Origin of the sequence: Streptomyces sp. NPDC050674, from assembly GCF_040654575.1 — a bacterium.
Lineage (GTDB): Bacteria > Actinomycetota > Actinomycetes > Streptomycetales > Streptomycetaceae > Streptomyces.
Genome location: NZ_JBFAIG010000012.1, coordinates 242665 through 256976, shown reverse-complemented (window position 1 = coordinate 256976; position 14312 = coordinate 242665). Strand labels below are relative to the sequence as shown.

At 73.1% G+C, this 14312-nt stretch carries 12 protein-coding genes and 1 pseudogene; 5 read left to right on the top strand and 8 right to left on the bottom strand.

Going from position 1 to position 14312, the window contains the following annotated elements; genetic code table 11:
• Positions 1–95: 95 nt before the first annotated feature.
• Together AB0I06_RS21685 and AB0I06_RS21680 are read right to left on the bottom strand one after the other, a co-directional pair.
• Positions 96–482 carry a hypothetical protein gene (locus tag AB0I06_RS21685; RefSeq protein WP_363120447.1) on the bottom strand — a complete coding sequence of 129 codons (387 nt, stop codon included), beginning with the start codon at positions 480–482 and terminating at the stop codon, positions 96–98.
• Between the two features lie 85 nt (positions 483–567).
• Positions 568–1350: a hypothetical protein gene (locus AB0I06_RS21680; RefSeq protein WP_363120446.1), complete on the bottom strand. Its 783-nt coding sequence runs from the start codon at positions 1348–1350 to the stop codon at positions 568–570.
• A 542-nt stretch (positions 1351–1892) separates the two neighbouring features.
• Here AB0I06_RS21680 and AB0I06_RS21675 point away from each other — a divergent pair.
• A complete protein-coding gene (locus AB0I06_RS21675) occupies positions 1893–2561 on the top strand; it encodes a transglycosylase family protein (RefSeq protein ID WP_363120445.1) in 669 nt (222 codons plus the stop codon).
• 75 nt (positions 2562–2636) lie between these two features.
• Here AB0I06_RS21675 and AB0I06_RS21670 read toward each other — a convergent pair whose 3' ends face one another.
• The 3 genes from AB0I06_RS21670 to AB0I06_RS21660 are packed head-to-tail and all read right to left on the bottom strand — an operon-like array spanning position 2637 to position 6519.
• Positions 2637–3278, bottom strand: coding sequence for an ATP-binding cassette domain-containing protein (locus AB0I06_RS21670; protein ID WP_363120444.1), 642 nt, complete (start codon positions 3276–3278; stop codon positions 2637–2639).
• Entirely contained in the window at positions 3275–6028 is a 2754-nt protein-coding gene (locus AB0I06_RS21665; RefSeq protein WP_363120443.1) for a branched-chain amino acid ABC transporter permease/ATP-binding protein, read from the bottom strand. Before AB0I06_RS21665 ends, AB0I06_RS21670 begins: the two co-directional genes overlap by 4 nt.
• Positions 6028–6519, bottom strand: a complete 492-nt coding sequence (locus AB0I06_RS21660; RefSeq protein ID WP_363120442.1) for a hypothetical protein — start codon at positions 6517–6519, stop codon at positions 6028–6030. Before AB0I06_RS21660 ends, AB0I06_RS21665 begins: the two co-directional genes overlap by 1 nt.
• 144 nt (positions 6520–6663) lie before the next feature.
• Here AB0I06_RS21660 and AB0I06_RS21655 point away from each other — a divergent pair, with 144 nt between their 5' ends.
• Genes AB0I06_RS21655 through AB0I06_RS21645 form a run of 3 tightly spaced genes read left to right on the top strand, consistent with a single transcriptional unit; the run spans position 6664 to position 9571 of the window.
• Positions 6664–7230 carry a hypothetical protein gene (locus AB0I06_RS21655; protein WP_363120441.1) on the top strand — a complete coding sequence of 189 codons (567 nt, stop codon included), beginning with the start codon at positions 6664–6666 and terminating at the stop codon, positions 7228–7230.
• Positions 7205–8491: an ABC transporter substrate-binding protein gene (locus tag AB0I06_RS21650; RefSeq protein ID WP_363120440.1), complete on the top strand. Its 1287-nt coding sequence runs from the start codon at positions 7205–7207 to the stop codon at positions 8489–8491. The genes AB0I06_RS21655 and AB0I06_RS21650 overlap by 26 nt, the downstream gene beginning before the upstream one ends.
• Positions 8492–8530: 39 nt before the next feature.
• Positions 8531–9571, top strand: coding sequence for a YafY family protein (locus tag AB0I06_RS21645; protein ID WP_363120439.1), 1041 nt, complete (start codon positions 8531–8533; stop codon positions 9569–9571).
• Here AB0I06_RS21645 and ctaD read toward each other — a convergent pair.
• A pseudogene (gene ctaD, locus AB0I06_RS21640) lies at positions 9480–11141 on the bottom strand (cytochrome c oxidase subunit I); the annotation flags it as partial. The gene AB0I06_RS21645 and the pseudogene ctaD sit on opposite strands and share 92 nt — an antisense overlap.
• Before the next feature lie 426 nt (positions 11142–11567).
• Between ctaD and AB0I06_RS21635 the strand changes: the two are divergent.
• The gene (locus AB0I06_RS21635) at positions 11568–11783 is read left to right on the top strand and encodes an I78 family peptidase inhibitor (RefSeq protein WP_363120438.1); all 216 of its coding nucleotides are present in this window, start codon (positions 11568–11570) and stop codon (positions 11781–11783) included.
• 76 nt (positions 11784–11859) lie between these two features.
• On the opposite strand, the gene AB0I06_RS21630 is transcribed toward AB0I06_RS21635, so the two are convergent.
• Together AB0I06_RS21630 and AB0I06_RS21625 are read right to left on the bottom strand one after the other, a co-directional pair.
• Positions 11860–12843, bottom strand: coding sequence for a phosphatase PAP2 family protein (locus AB0I06_RS21630; protein ID WP_363120437.1), 984 nt, complete (start codon positions 12841–12843; stop codon positions 11860–11862).
• 227 nt (positions 12844–13070) lie between these two features.
• Positions 13071–14276 carry a glycosyltransferase family 39 protein gene (locus AB0I06_RS21625; protein ID WP_363120436.1) on the bottom strand — a complete coding sequence of 402 codons (1206 nt, stop codon included), beginning with the start codon at positions 14274–14276 and terminating at the stop codon, positions 13071–13073.
• Between the last annotated feature and the right edge of the window lie 36 nt (positions 14277–14312).

The window sequence follows — 14312 nt, the reverse complement described above, 5'->3', positions numbered from 1 at the left end:
CGTGCTTGGCGAAGAGGTCCCTCGCCTGGTACTCGAACAGGTCCACGCGCTTCCGGCCCCGAACGGGGCCGCCCTTTCCGCTGTCCGGTGCTCGCTCAGATGTCCCGGCGCCGCCCTGGTGGCAGCGCGGCCGGTACGTAGTGCATCCCCGTGCCGTGCGCGACGGTGCCGACGCGCTGCCACTGCGGATACTGCCCCGCGGCATGGCGGGCGCTCTGGGCGCCCGCACTGTAGGCACTGTAGGAGCTGCCGTACGCGCCTGTGTACGAGCCCGAGCTGTACGGGGTGTTCCCGAAGGCGGTGAATCCCAGCTTCTCCTCGCCGCTGCGGTCGCCGGGCAGTGCGCGGAAGGACTTGACGTACTCGGCGTAGAGCGCGTCGTAGATCGGCGTGGCCGATGGGCCGCCCTGGGCGTCCTGAGCCGATCGCGCGGACGGGATCGGCGAGAAGGACTGGCGGCGGGGAACGTCGTATGCGTGCACGTATGTCCAAACGACACCGCGGGTCAAGGGATGCGGCCCGGGTACGGCTTTCGCGGGTGTCCGGTCCACAGGGGTGACGTGCGGCTCAGGTGCCGGCCAGCGGCAGCGCCGAGCCGACCAGCTGTCCGTTCGCCGCGGCCTTGTCCAGCGCGTCCCGCAGCAGGTCCTCGCGCGGCTGGCGGCCGATCGAGCCGGCGGGCGCGGCGAGCATCAGGACCTGCTGGTGCTTGTTGGCGGCCGCGCGCCAGCCCTCGGTCACCTGGAGCGGCTGGTGGGCCTGCCACCAGGCCACCGGCCGGCCGCCGTTGGTGCCCGGCTGGAGCACCGCGTGCAGCTGGCCCATGGCGAGCAGCACCGACCAGCCGTGCAGCACGGGCGGCACGGCCGACAGCTCGGTCAGCGGCATGAAGCCCTGCTCGATGAGCAGCGGCAGGAAGTCGTCGCCGGTGCCGGTCGTGCCGGGCCGGGCGATGGGCCCGGTCGGCTCCACGACCAGGGCCGGGTGCAGCTCGCCGCCGATCAGGACGAGCCCGCTGGTCACGCCGAGCACCGCCTGCTCGGGCACCACCTTGTCGGGTTCCAGGTCAACGGTGTCGCCGGCGATGGACTTCACCGCGCCCCGCAGCTGCTCCTCGGTGACCTGCACGACCTGCGAGGGCAGACAACCGGCGTGGGCGAACGCGAGGACGGCGGTCTCGTCCCCGATGAACAGGACGGTGCTGGTGCGCTCCTGGTCGGAGTCGCCCGGAGTGCGGCAGGACGTGCAGTCGTAACTGCCCGGGGCGGTCTCTCCGGCGAGCAGGCGGTCTGCTTCTTCGTCGCCGATCTCGGCGCGTACCTCGTCGCTGACGTCGAGCATGCGCGGCACGGGTGGCTCCCTCGGGGATGCGGTGCGTGGCGAGGCCGGGTGGCTCCCGGCCCGTGGTCCGGGAAGGTCCCGGCTCATGAAGATGACAACGGGCGATCTGTGGCGGGAGTCACGCCCCAGGGCGAACGGAATCGAACCAACCAGCGCACAGGGTCATGTTCGGCGCGGAATCGCGCACTCACCGTCAACTCCGCGCCGTGCGACGGACGTTGGAAGGGTGAAGTGGGTCACAGGCTACTGGAGAGGTGGGTCGACAAATCCGGAAATCCGCGAATGAAGTGGGTGTCCGGAAACCGCTGTTACCCGAGGTATCAATGAACTGGCCTGCCGCGACGGGCGACTGGTTGATGCCGGGCCCCCGGCCTCCTTAGATTCCTCGGCCGTGTGCAACGAGCACCGCTCGGGTACGTCTACCGGCCGCCGGTTTCCAGGAACCGGGCGGAGCACGAGCTCCGGTGGACGGGGCGAGCGCCGGCCTCGCGCCCGATGGCGTGGGGTGGCGTCCGCCTTGGGGGATCCCGGGTGTTTCGAAAGGGACCTACATGTCCGAATGTGCCGATACCACTCGCTCCAGCGTCCGGAAGCAGCAGGTTCGTACGACGGCGGTCCTCGCCGGCGCGGCACTGCTCGCGCCCCTCGGAGTGCTCGCCGCGACCGGGAACGCCGCGGCGGCCGACAGCGGAGTGTGGGACCGCATCGCCCAGTGCGAGAGCGGCGGCGACTGGCACATCAACACCGGCAACGGCTACTACGGCGGACTCCAGTTCGCGCCCTCGACCTGGAACGCCTACGGCGGCACGGCCTACGCGCCCACCGCCGACCGGGCGAGCAGGTCCCAGCAGATCGCCGTCGCCACCAAGGTCCAGCGCGCCCAGGGCTGGGGCGCCTGGCCGACCTGCTCGGCACGCGCCGGGGCGAGCGGCGGCGCACCGGCCGCCGACCCGGCCACCTCCACCGGGACGACCCCGGTGAAGCCGTCCGAACCGTCGAGGCCGTCGAAGCCGGTTGAGTCGTTCGAGGCGCCCGCGCGGTCCGCGGAACACGCGGACCGCGGATCGTCCCGCGGTGACCACACGGTGCGCCCCGGCGACACGCTGAGCGGCGTCGCCGCCCGGCACGGAACCACCTGGCAGCGCCTCTACGCCGCCAACAGGGCCGCCATCGGGGCGGATCCCGACGTGATCGTGCCCGGCCTGCGTCTCGTGTTCTGAGCCGCCGCCGCTCCCCCTCGCCGGGACACGGGCCCCGTCCGGTCGGCCGACCGGACGGGGTCTCGGCGTCGGGGATCAGCCCGTGAGCTCGCGCGCCTCCCCGGCGAACGCGACGGTCCCGCGGCGCAGTTCGTAGACGAGCGCGGGCCGCCCCCGCAGGGCGGGCGGCAGCCGCTGCTCGGCGATCACCACGCACGCGTCGAGCCCGGCCAGCCACGCGTACGTCCGCGCCGCGACCGCGGGCGACATGCCCTGGGCGGGCTCGTCGACGAGCACCACGCGCGCGTCCGCGAGCAGGGCCCGGGAGAGGGCGAGCATGCGCTGCTCCCCACCGGAGAGGGTGCCGGCGCGCCGCTCCAGCAGGGGCCGCAGCGGGGGATAGGCGTCGAGGGCCGCTGTGTGGTCGTGGGCGGTGAGTTCGAGGTTCTCGCGCACGGTGAGCGAGCCGAACACCGCCTGCCGTTCCGGTACCAGGCACATGCCGCGCCGGGCACGCTCGTACGCGGGCACGCGTGTCACGTCGGCGCCGTCCCACAGCACCGCGCCACCCGACAGGGGGACCGTGCCGGCCAGGGAGCGCAGGGCGGTGGTGCGGCCGGAGCCGTTGCGTCCCAGCAGCACGGTGAGGCCCGGCCCCGGGGCGGCCAGCGTGATGCCGTGCAGGGCCTCCAGGGGGCCGTAGCGCACGCGTGCGTGGCGCAGGGCGACGAGTGTCATCGGCGGTCCTCCCGGGCGAGGGTGTCGAGGACCTGCCCGGGCGGGCCGGAGGCGACGATCCGGCCCGCGGCCATCACCTGCACGACATCGGCCAGACCCGCCACCAGGTCCAGGTCGTGCTCGACGACCAGCAGGGCCGTGCCGTCGGCGGCCAGGGCCTTGAGGACCCGGGCCAGGGCGGTCACCTCGGCGGTGTCGAGACCGGCGGCGGGCTCGTCGAGGAGCAGGACGCGGGGGCCGCCCGCGAGGGCCCGGGCCAGTTCGACGCGGCGCAGCGTGCCGGTGGGCAGCCCGGCGGCGGGCAGGGCGCGGACGGGCCCGTCGAGTCCGAGCAGCCTGAGGGTCCGCTCCACGGCGCCCGGATCGGCCGGCCGCCGCTGCTCGGCGCCCACCCGGACGTTCTCGGCGACGGTCAGTGAGGGGAAGACGGCCAGGCGCTGGAAGGTCCGCGCGACACCGAGCCGGGCGCGGGCATGGGAGGGCAGCGCGGTGATGTCCCGCCCACCGAGCCGCACCGTGCCGTGCACGGGCCGCAGCGTCCCGGCCAGACAGTGGAACAGGGTGCTCTTACCGGCCCCGTTGGGTCCGACGACCCCGGTGATCAGGCCGGCTGAGAGCTCCAGGTCGACTCCGTCGAGGGCGGTGAAGCCGCCGTAGCGGGCGTGGAGGCGACGGGCGGTGAGGAGAGGAGCGACGGCCGCCACGGCGACCGGAGCCGCGGAGGCCGGGGAGGGCGCAGCCCTCGCCCGGCCTGCCATGTCCGTCGCCTCAGCCGCGCCAGTCACCCCAGCCGCGTCCGCCGTACCAGTCGCCCCGGTGCCACCACTCGCGCCCATCGCCCCGGTCGCAGCCGTCGCCCCCGTCGGCACCCGTGCCCCCCGGGCCGCCGCCGGCTTCGCCGGGCGCAGCAGCTCGCGGGCCCGCACGCCCACCGGCGTCAGGGCCGGGGCGGGGCGCCGCCGCAGGCGTTCCGCCGCCGTGCGCAGCGCCTCGTACGCGCCGCCCGGGAAGCGGCCCACCAGGACCGCCAGGACGCCGATCAGGGCCGCCGCGACACCGCCCCGGGTGCCGGCGTCCAGCCCGACCAGCAGGGCCGCGGCGCCGAGCGCGCCGAGTGCGCTGTCCGCGCCCAGCACGACCACCGCGGCGAACCACAGCAGTCCGCGCACGGGGTCGTAGGCGGCCGCGTCGAAGGCCCGCAGCCCGATGCCGAGCATGCCGCCGCCGAGCGCGGCCAGCGCGGCGCCCGCGACGAAGGCCACCAGCTTCAGGGACGGCACCCGCACGCCCGCCGCCCGCGCACCCGCCTCGTGGTCCCGCATCGCGGCGAGGGCCCGGCCGGTCCGCCCCCGGCGCAGCGCGTGCGTCGCCAGCAGCGCGGCCGCCAGCAGCAGCAACTCCAGCGCGTAGTACGCCCGGTCCCCGTCGAAGCCCGCCGGGCGGCTCAAGGACAGGCCCGACGTGGCGTACGGCTGGGCGAAGACGAAACGGCTCACCCCCACGCCCACCGCGAACGTCGCCAGTGCCGGCGCCAGGCCCCGGCGACGGATCGCCGGCCAGCCCGTCAGCAGGCCGAGCGGCGCCACCAGGGCCACCGACACCGCGAGCGCCGTCAGTTCCGGCAGGGCGGGCAGCCCCGGGAAGCGGCCCGCCGCCAGCAGCGCCGTGAACAGCGCGCCCAGCCCGGCGTAGGCCGCCTGCCCCAGCGCGATCTGACCGCCGCGGCCGGAGACCACCACCAGGGACAGCAGGATCACGGCCAGCGCCGGCACCTGGACGGAGGTGTGCAGATCCCGGCCCGCCAGGCCCAGCGGCAGCAGGAACAGCACGACGACCACGATCCGGACGCCCGGCGGGGCCGGCACCCGCGCAGCGGGCGTACGCGGCAGCGTGTCCCGCTCCCCGACGCCCGGCAGCACCAGCGCCGCGGCCAGCAGCGCGACGACGAACAGGTTCGCCCCCACCGCCCGCAGCAGCGGCTCCGCCCAGCCGGACGGGTGCAGCCGCGTCAGCTGGCTCTGCGCCACCCCGACACCCAGCGCCACCACCACCGCCACCGGCAGGCTCCGCATCCGCGCGGCCACCGCGACCGCCACCACCTCCATCACCAGCAGTGACAGACCGTACGGATCGAGCCGCACGTACGGCGCCAGCAGCACTCCCGTCAGGCCCGCGGTGAACGAACCGAACGCCCAGCCCGTGGCCGCGACCCGGTCCGCGTCGACACCGCCCAGCACGGCAAGCCGACGGTCGTCGACCACGGCCCGCAGCTCCCGCCCGAACCGCGTCCGGCGGACCAGCGCCGTGACCCCGGCGGCCAGCGCGAGCACCACCGCCAGCTGTCCCCACGGCTCGTCCGGCACCAGCACCGGCGCGTCGTCCCGGGCTCCCTGCCCCCACACCAGCGCCGCCCCGCCCACCAGCAGCACGAACACGCCGATGGACGCCACCAGCGTCTGCGCGGGATCACCGCCCAGGACCGCCAAGGGCCGGAAGACGAACCGCTCCAGGACGACACCCAGCCCGGGAGCCAGCACCAGCAGCGTCACGGCCGCCCCGAGCCACAGCGGCCAGTCCCACTCGACCACGCACTGCCGCAGCGCGTACGCGCACACCATCGCGATCGCGCCGTGCGCGAAGTTCAGCACGCCCGTCGCGCGGTACGTCACGATCAGGCCGATCCCCGTGAGCGCCGCCGCGCTGCCGACCGAGAGCCCGGCGAGGGTGAGGTCGTACGTGAGCGAGGACATCAGTCGGTTTCTTCGGCCGGCTCGCAGATCGGGCAGGGGGTCAGCTCACCGCTCGCCACCAGCTTGGAGTCCACCGGGACCGCCTCGGCCTTTCCCGCCACCAGCGGGCAGTCCGCGCGGTGCCACAGGGTGCCGCCCGGGACCATCCGCAGGTCGCCGCTGACCGCGAGCGGCGTCCGCGCGGCCCGGCCGGTCTCCTGCGGTTCGGCCGGTCCGGCCACCAGCAGGCCGTACAGCTCCTCCACGCGGGTGGCGGCGAGCGATTCCCGGCCCCGGGCCAGCAGCACCGCCCCGGCGACGATCAGCGCGGCGCCGGGGATCGAGCATGAGGCCAGATAGGGCAGCTGCCGTTCGGCGTAGCGCTCGCCGGAGACGCCGTACCAGCCGGCCACGCACAGCACCGCTCCGGCGGCGAGGGCGGCCCAACCGGCCCAGCCCGCCCAGCCCGCCCACGAAACGGGACGCACGGTCCGCAGTCGACTGGTCCGCATCGCTGGCTCCCACACGTCGGATGTGCTGTGCACGCGCCTGGCCGCCTGTTCAAGTCCGCCGATCGCTTGCACTATGCCCTGTGGAAGCTGACCCTGAAAGCACCGGGCGCACATGGCCCGGACCGACACCCGGTGGTGAGCCAGATGGTTCTCGGCAGCGACCTCAGGCGGGGGAACGCGACGGGGGGTCCACGAGCCGCGGGACGGGGTGCGGCGATCGCCGCCGCCCTGGTCCTGGTCCTCGCCCCGGCCCTGGCCGCGTGCAGCGACGACAGCGGTGGCGGCAGCGCGTCAACGCCCCCCACACCGACCGCCGAGCGGACCACCACGAGCGCGCCGGCCTCCGCCCCGGCGGACCGGGCCGCGGCCGAGGCGGAGATCCGGCAGAACTGGCAGAAGTTCTTCGACCCGAAGACCTCGACCGAGGACAAGCAGGCCGTCCTGGAGAACGGCGACCGCATGGGCCCGGTCCTTCAGGCCTTCAGCGGTGACGAGCGCGGCGGGCAGGTCCAGGCGAAGGTCACCAAGGTCGAGTTCACCTCCGCGACCGGCGCGGACGTGACGTACACGCTCACCCTGAAGGGCGCCACCGCGCTGCCCGACGCCTCCGGGAGCGCCGTCGAGCAGAACGGCACCTGGAAGGTGTCCGCCAAGACGCTGTGCGCGCTGGTGCGACTGAGCGGCAATGCGTCACCGGTCCCGGGCTGCTGAGGCGGTGGCCGCGGCACTGCTGCTCGCCCTGAGCGCGGCCTGCGGCAGCCGGCTCCCCGAGAGCGACTTCGAGCACGGCGGCCGCAGCCCCGCGCCCCGCGACGCCGCGCCCCTGCGGGTCGGCATCATCACCAGCGCCACCAGCCCGGTCGGCGGCAGCGCCTTCACCGGCCCCCGCGACGGGGCCAGGGCCTACTTCGACCGGCTGAACGCGCGCGGCGGCATCGACGGGCGCCGGGTCGACGTGCGCCTGTGCGACGACGGCGGCAGCGGCGTCGGAAACAACGAGTGCGTCCACCGGCTCGTCGAGCGGGACGAGGTCGTCGCGCTGGTCGCCACCACCGCCCTCGACTACGCGGGCGCCTCCCGGGTCTCCCGTGCCCGCGTGCCCGACATCGGGGGCCAGCCCATCGGCAGCGCCTACGACACCTACCCGCACCTCTACGGCATCTACGGCAGCCTCGCGCCCCGCGACGGCACGCCCGGCTGGGACGGCACGCTGTACGGCGGCACCGAGGTCTACCGCTACTTCAAGCGCGAGCACGGCGCCCGCACCGCCGCCGTGGTCTCCTACAACCAGCCGGCCTCGGCCGCCTACGCCCGGCTCGTCGAGCGGGGCCTGCGCACCGAGGGCTACAAGGTCGTCACCGAACAGGTCGACTTCGCCCTGCCCAACTTCCGCGCGGCCGCCGCCGACCTGAAGGAGCAGGGCGTGGACCTGGTGTTCGACGCCATCGACGCGCACGGCAACGCCCGGCTCTGCACGGCCATGGACGAGGCCGGCGCCGACGTCACCGCCAAGGTGACCAACGTGCAGAACTGGACCTCCACCGTGGAGGACGACTACCAGGACGCCCCGCACTGCCGCAACGCCCTCTGGGCCACCGGCGCCAGCCGCAACTTCGAGGACACCGGCCACCCGGCCGTGCGGGAGTTCCGTGCGGCGACCAAGGGCCTGAAGACGCACTCCCAGTGGCAGCTGGAGGGGTGGGCGGCCGCGCGCTGGTTCACCGACGCGGCGAGGTCCTGCGCGCGGGCGGGCATCACCCGCGCGTGCGTCGACGGCTTCATGAACCGCAGCCAGGGGTACACCGCCGGAGGGCTGCTGCTCCCCGTCCGCTTCGAACGGTCGCCCGAACCGCCGAAGACCAGCAGGACGTGCCTGTCCGTCGCCCGCTGGCAGGACGGCAAGGGCTGGGTCGGCCAGGGGGACATGAACCGCACCTGCTTCACCGTCCCGCAACTGGCCTACCGGCCTTGAGGACAGTGGCTGTCCGCAAGGCCTGGCAGACTCGCCCTCATGTTGGAGACCTCGGCCCGCCTGCTGCGTCTGCTGTCCCTGCTCCAGGCCCACCGCGAGTGGTCCGGCGCCGACCTGGCCGGACGGCTCGGCGTCAGCGCCCGCACCCTGCGCCGGGACGTCGACCGGCTGCGCGAACTCGGCTACCCGGTCAACGCCAGCCCCGGCACCGGGGGTGGCTACCAGCTGGGCGCGGGCGCCGAACTGCCGCCGCTGCTCCTGGACGACGACGAGGCCGTGGCCGTGGCGGTCGGCCTGCGCACGGCCGCCGGCCAGGGCATCGACGGCATCGGCGAGACCTCGGTCCGGGCTCTGGCCAAACTGGAACAGGTGCTGCCGAACCGGCTGCGCCGCCGGGTGAGCGCCCTGAACGCCGTCACCGTGCCCATGCTGCGCAGCACGCTGCCCTCCTCGGTCGACCCGGCCGTGCTCACCGAACTCGCCCACCTGTGCCGGGACGCCGAGCGACTGCGCTTCGAGTACCGCGGCCACGACGGCACCTCCACCCGCCGCAGTGTCGAACCGCACCGCCTGGTGTGCACCGAGCGCCGCTGGTACCTCGTCGCCTGGGACCTCGACCGGGACGGCTGGCGCACCTTCCGCGTGGACCGCGTCACGCCCAGGCCGCCGCACGGCCCGCGCTTCGAGCCGCGCGACCCTCCCGCCGAGGACCTGGCCGCCTACGTCTCCGAGGGTGTCTCCACGCGCGCCTACGCCACTCACGCCGTCGTGCGGCTCCTGGCGCCCCTGGCGGAGGCCGTCCAGCGCATCTCGCCCTCCGCCGGGGTGCTGGAGGCGGAGAGCGAGGACACCTGCCTGCTGCGCTGCGGCGCCGGCAGCCTCGACGTGATGGTCATCCACGTGGTGATGCTGGGCTTCGAGTTCGAGGTGCTGGAGCCGGTGGAGCTGATCGAGGCGGTCAGGAGGACCCGGGACCGGCTTGATGGCGCTCTGGCTCGGGCTGCGCAGTCACCGCCGCGTACTGCGGATGATGCAGGTCGAACGCCGGCGACTCGGAGCGGATCCGGGGCAGCGTCGTGAAGTTGTGCCGCGGTGGCGGGCAGGAGGTCGCCCACTCCAGGGAACGGCCGAAGCCCCAGGGGTCGTCGACCTCGACCTTCTCGCCGTACTTGGCGGTCTTCCACACGTTGTAGAGGAACGGCAGCGTCGACATGCCGAGCAGGAACGCCCCGATCGTCGACACGGTGTTGAGCGCGGTGAACCCGTCGGCCGCCAGGTAGTCGGCGTAGCGGCGGGGCATGCCCTCGGCGCCCAGCCAGTGCTGCACCAGGAACGTGGTGTGGAAGCCGACGAACAGCGTCCAGAACTGGATCTTGCCGAGCCGTTCGTCGAGCATCCTGCCGGTGAACTTGGGCCACCAGAAGAAGAAACCGGCGAAGATCGCGAAGACGACGGTGCCGAAGACGACGTAGTGGAAGTGCGCGACCACGAAATACGTGTCCGTCACATGGAAGTCCAGCGGGGGCGACGCAAGGATCACCCCGGTCAGCCCGCCGAACAGGAACGTCACCAGGAAACCTGTCGCCCACAGCATCGGCGTCTCGAAGGACAGCGAGCCCTTGAGCATGGTGCCGGCCCAGTTGAAGAACTTCACGCCCGTCGGCACCGCGATCAGGAAGCTCATGAAGGAGAAGAACGGCAGCAGCACCGCACCCGTCGCGAACATGTGGTGGGCCCACACGATCATCGACAGGCCGGTGATCGCCATCGTCGCGCCGACCAGCGTCAGATAGCCGAACAGCGGCTTGCGGCTGAAGACCGGGATGATCTCCGTGATGATGCCGAAGAACGGCAGCGCGATGATGTACACCTCGGGATGGCCGAAGAACCAGAACAGGTGCTGCCACAGGATCGCCCCGCCGTTGGCCGCGTCGAAGACCTGCGCGCCGAACCGCCGGTCCGCCTCCAGCACCAGCAGCGCCGCCGCGAGCACCGGGAACGCCATCAGGATCAGGATCGACGTGAACAGGGTGTTCCACACGAAGATCGGCATCCGGAACATCGTCATGCCCGGGGCGCGCATCCCGATGATCGTGGTGATGAAGTTGACCGCACCGAGGATCGTGCCGAAGCCGGACAGCGCCAGGCCCATGATCCACAGGTCGGCCCCGATGCCCGGGGTGCGCTCCGCGCTGTTCAGCGGGGCGTAGGCGAACCAGCCGAAGTCGGCCGGACCCGACGGCACCAGCAGTGAGCCGAGCACGATCAGCCCGCCGAACAGGAACAGTCAGTACGAGAACATGTTCAGCCGCGGGAAGGCCACGTCGGGCGCGCCGATCTGCAACGGCATCAGCTCGTTCGCGAAGCCCGCGAAGGTGGGCGTCGCGAACAGCAGCAGCATGATCGTGCCGTGCATCGTGAACGCCTGGTTGAACTGCTCGTTGTCGATGATCTGCAAGCCCGGACGCGCCAGTTCGGCGCGCATCAGCAGCGCCATCACACCGGCGACCAGGAAGAAGAGGAACGACGTGATCAGGTAGAGGTGGCCGATCTTCTTGTGGTCCGTCGTCGTCAGCCAGTCGACCACCAGCCGGCCGTGCCGCGTGCGCGGCGCGACCGGCGCCACGGCCTGTACGGTCTGCGTCCCCATCGCTCGCTCGCCCCTTCGCTCATCGCGTACCGGGTCCGCCGTAGCCCGCGCCTGAGGTGCCCGCGAGCTCACGTCATGATGCTCGCGTCACCGCGCACTCCGACAGGGGGCGTACCGGCCTCTTCGCGCCGCGGCACGCATTTCCCGCGGCGAGCCGGCTCCGCCGGCCGGGCGCGGCGACCGGAAAGGAACGCGGTCCCGGAGGCACTTCTCCCGGCGCTTTCCGCCGGGCCTTTCCATGAGCTCATGTGACCCGCGGGAATTTCGATCGAATGCCTGCGGAAGGCGTAAGGAACCGCTCGTCCGTGTGACGGACGACGTCCGAAACTCCTGTCGTGATCTTGTGACAGAAGCGTGACCGGGGGCGGACAGTGACCGGCCGGGCCCGGACTTCCGCGGTCGCCGGGCAGGACATAGCGTGGCGGCATGGCACCGAATCCGACACCTTCCGCGGAACCCGACGACAGCCCGGACACCTACGTCGGCCTGGACGCCGACCGGGCCGAACACCTCGCGCGCCGGCGTGGCTGGGCGGCGGTGCGTTCGCTGCCGCCGGGGGCGATCATCACCATGGAGTACCGCGTGGGCCGGCTGAACTTCGAGGTCAGGGGCGGCCGCGTGGCGCGGGCCTGGAAGGGCTGAGACACGGCGAAGGCCCCGGTTCCGCTGCGAACCGGGGCCTTCGCGCTGCCGGACGGGGTGCGCACCGCGGCGGAGGTCAGCCGCCCGTCAGGGGGCGGGCCGACGGGCTCGAACCGCGCGGATGGCGCTCCGGGTGGGCCGGGCGGCGGCTGCCGGCCGGAGTGGTCGGTGTGCGCTCCGAGCGGGCCGTGTGGGGGCCCGGCGCCAGACGGACCGGGGCCCGGGGCGAGTGGGCCGCGACGTCGTCCCGGTCGGGCAGCGGCGTGACCACCAGGGGCGGCGCGGCGGCCGGGGCGGCCCGCCGCCGGGCCCGCAGACGGTCGCGCAGGTCGAAGATCCAGGCCTCGGCACGGGCGATCAGCGGCTCGAACCACGGAAGGCCGAGCAGGATCAGCAGGCCCGCGGTCCAGCCGAGGAGAACATCGCTCAGCCAGTGCGTACCGAGGTAGACGGTGGCCATCCCGACACCGAGCGAGGTCACGGCGGACACGGCGGACAGCCAGCGCTGCGCTCTCGCGGAGGAGGCCAGATAGGCCAGGATTCCCCAGGTCACGACGGCGTTGGCGGTGTGACCGCTCGGAAATATATCGCCGCCGAGCCACATCTCGTTCGAGCCGATGGTGGTCGCGTAGTGCGGTCCCAGGCGGCCCATGCCGTACTTGGCGGCGCCGACCGTGATGTTCAGCAGCAGCAGCGAGACGCCGAGGGCGAGCAGCGGCCGCAGGGTGTGCTGGCGCCAGGAGCGCCAGCCCAGCCAGGCCGCGACCATCACGGCGGTCGGGCCGCGCTGTCCGAGGACCACGTAGTAGTCGACGAACCAGTGGATCTCCGACCACTGCTGGTACGGGCGGAAGAACATGACCTGCCAGTCGAGCCGGACCAGCCAGGACGTGATCACCACGGCCCACACGATCGCGCCGTAGAAGGCCAGGGTCGCCGCGAAGAGCACGATGCGGTGCCTGCTCATCTTCGGCACATCGATGTGGGCCGGTCGTTCCGGCTCACGGTCCAGCCGGGCGAAGACCCGGTCCAGACGGGTGAGCTTCGGTTCGGTACGCACCCAATCGACGTTACAGCGAGTGAGCTCAGATCCCGGGCGAATCAACGGCTTTGTGATGACGATGTGATGTGGGATTCCTCTCAGGAGGAGGTTTATTTCCAGCGAATCTGCAATCGCCGGAGGCTGCGGCCTTCAATTCCTTTGATCATTCCGGAAGCGGGTTTTATTGCGCTTTTGAATTCGTTCACCCTGGCATGGCACGGAATTCCCCTGACGCTCACAGCGGGTCAGGGCGGGCCGGAGCCGTTCAGCCAGAACGCCCCGTACACCGCCGAGGCCACCCCGACGACCCCGAGCACCGTCGCCGACCTGCGAGGACGCGCCCTCGCCAGGGCCAGTGCGAGCGGCAGCAGCAGCGGGAAGGCGGGCATCAGCAGACGCGGTTTCGAGCCGAAGTAGCTCGACGCGCACAGGGCGAGCGCGGTCACGACGCCGCTGTAGACCAGCAGCGGGAGCGGCTGGCGCTGACGAACACCGACCGCATACAGCCAGACGACTGACGCGACCCCCAGGACGAGCCCCGCACCGGCCAGGGCCGACGGGAACGACGTGAACTTGTCGGCGACGAACCGGCCGAAGGCGTAGCCGCCGTCGAAGCCGTTGCGCCATCCGGCCTGGACGTCGAGATAGCCCAGCGGGCCCTTGCCGGTGCGATGCCCGACCCAGAGCACATAGCCGGCGGCGCCGAGGGGGGCCAGGAGCATGCCGAGCACCCGCCGGGCGCGGGTTCCGGGATCGGCGGGACCCCCGGCGCGCGTCGCGTCCCGCACGCCGTCCGGTCCGGCCGCACGTCCCTCCCGCACGAAGGAGACCACCGCCGTCACCCAGACGGCCGCCACCACGGCCAGCCCCACCGGCCGGGTCAGCCCCGCCAGCAGGGCCAGCGCGCCCGCCGTCACCCACCGGCCGGTCAGGACCGCGTACAGCGACCAGGCCGCGAGCGCCGTGAACAGCGACTCGCTGTACGCCATCGACTGCACGACGCCCACCGGCAGGACGGCCCACAGCAGCACCGCGCACACCCCGGCCCGGCGGCCGTACACCTGGTCGGCCACGGCGAAGACGCCCCAGGCCGCCGCGAGCGAGGCCAGCAGACTGACGAGGAACCCCCCGTCCGCGTACGACAGCGGCGACACCGCCGCCACCAGCCGCTCCAGCCAGGGCAGCAACGGGAAGAACGCCAGGTTCGAGTGCACGTCCCCGTTGGCCAGACGGACCTCGTAGCCGTAACCGAGCTCGGCGACCCTGGCGTACCAGAGCGCGTCCCAGCGGGCGGTCAGCAGCGTGTACGCGCTCTTGTCCCGCGCCGCGCTCCACAGGAACAGGGCGAGCAGACCCGCGGCACGGACGGCCGCGTACCCGGCCAGCGCCGGGGCCGCCCGGCGCAGCGCCCCGGCGCGGGCCGGGGCCGCGCGCGTCTCAAGATCGGTCACCCGCCCGATTATCGACCCCGGCCGCAACCGCGCGGC

Coding starts and splice junctions, on each gene's coding strand:
- AB0I06_RS21675 (WP_363120445.1), top strand. CDS start 1,893: ATGTCCGAATGTGCCGATACCACTCGCTCCAGCGTCCGGAAGCAGCAG.
- AB0I06_RS21670 (WP_363120444.1), bottom strand. CDS start 3,278: ATGACACTCGTCGCCCTGCGCCACGCACGCGTGCGCTACGGCCCCCTG.
- AB0I06_RS21665 (WP_363120443.1), bottom strand. CDS start 6,028: ATGTCCTCGCTCACGTACGACCTCACCCTCGCCGGGCTCTCGGTCGGC.
- AB0I06_RS21660 (WP_363120442.1), bottom strand. CDS start 6,519: ATGCGGACCAGTCGACTGCGGACCGTGCGTCCCGTTTCGTGGGCGGGC.
- AB0I06_RS21655 (WP_363120441.1), top strand. CDS start 6,664: ATGGTTCTCGGCAGCGACCTCAGGCGGGGGAACGCGACGGGGGGTCCA.
- AB0I06_RS21650 (WP_363120440.1), top strand. CDS start 7,205: ATGCGTCACCGGTCCCGGGCTGCTGAGGCGGTGGCCGCGGCACTGCTG.
- AB0I06_RS21645 (WP_363120439.1), top strand. CDS start 8,531: ATGTTGGAGACCTCGGCCCGCCTGCTGCGTCTGCTGTCCCTGCTCCAG.
- AB0I06_RS21635 (WP_363120438.1), top strand. CDS start 11,568: ATGGCACCGAATCCGACACCTTCCGCGGAACCCGACGACAGCCCGGAC.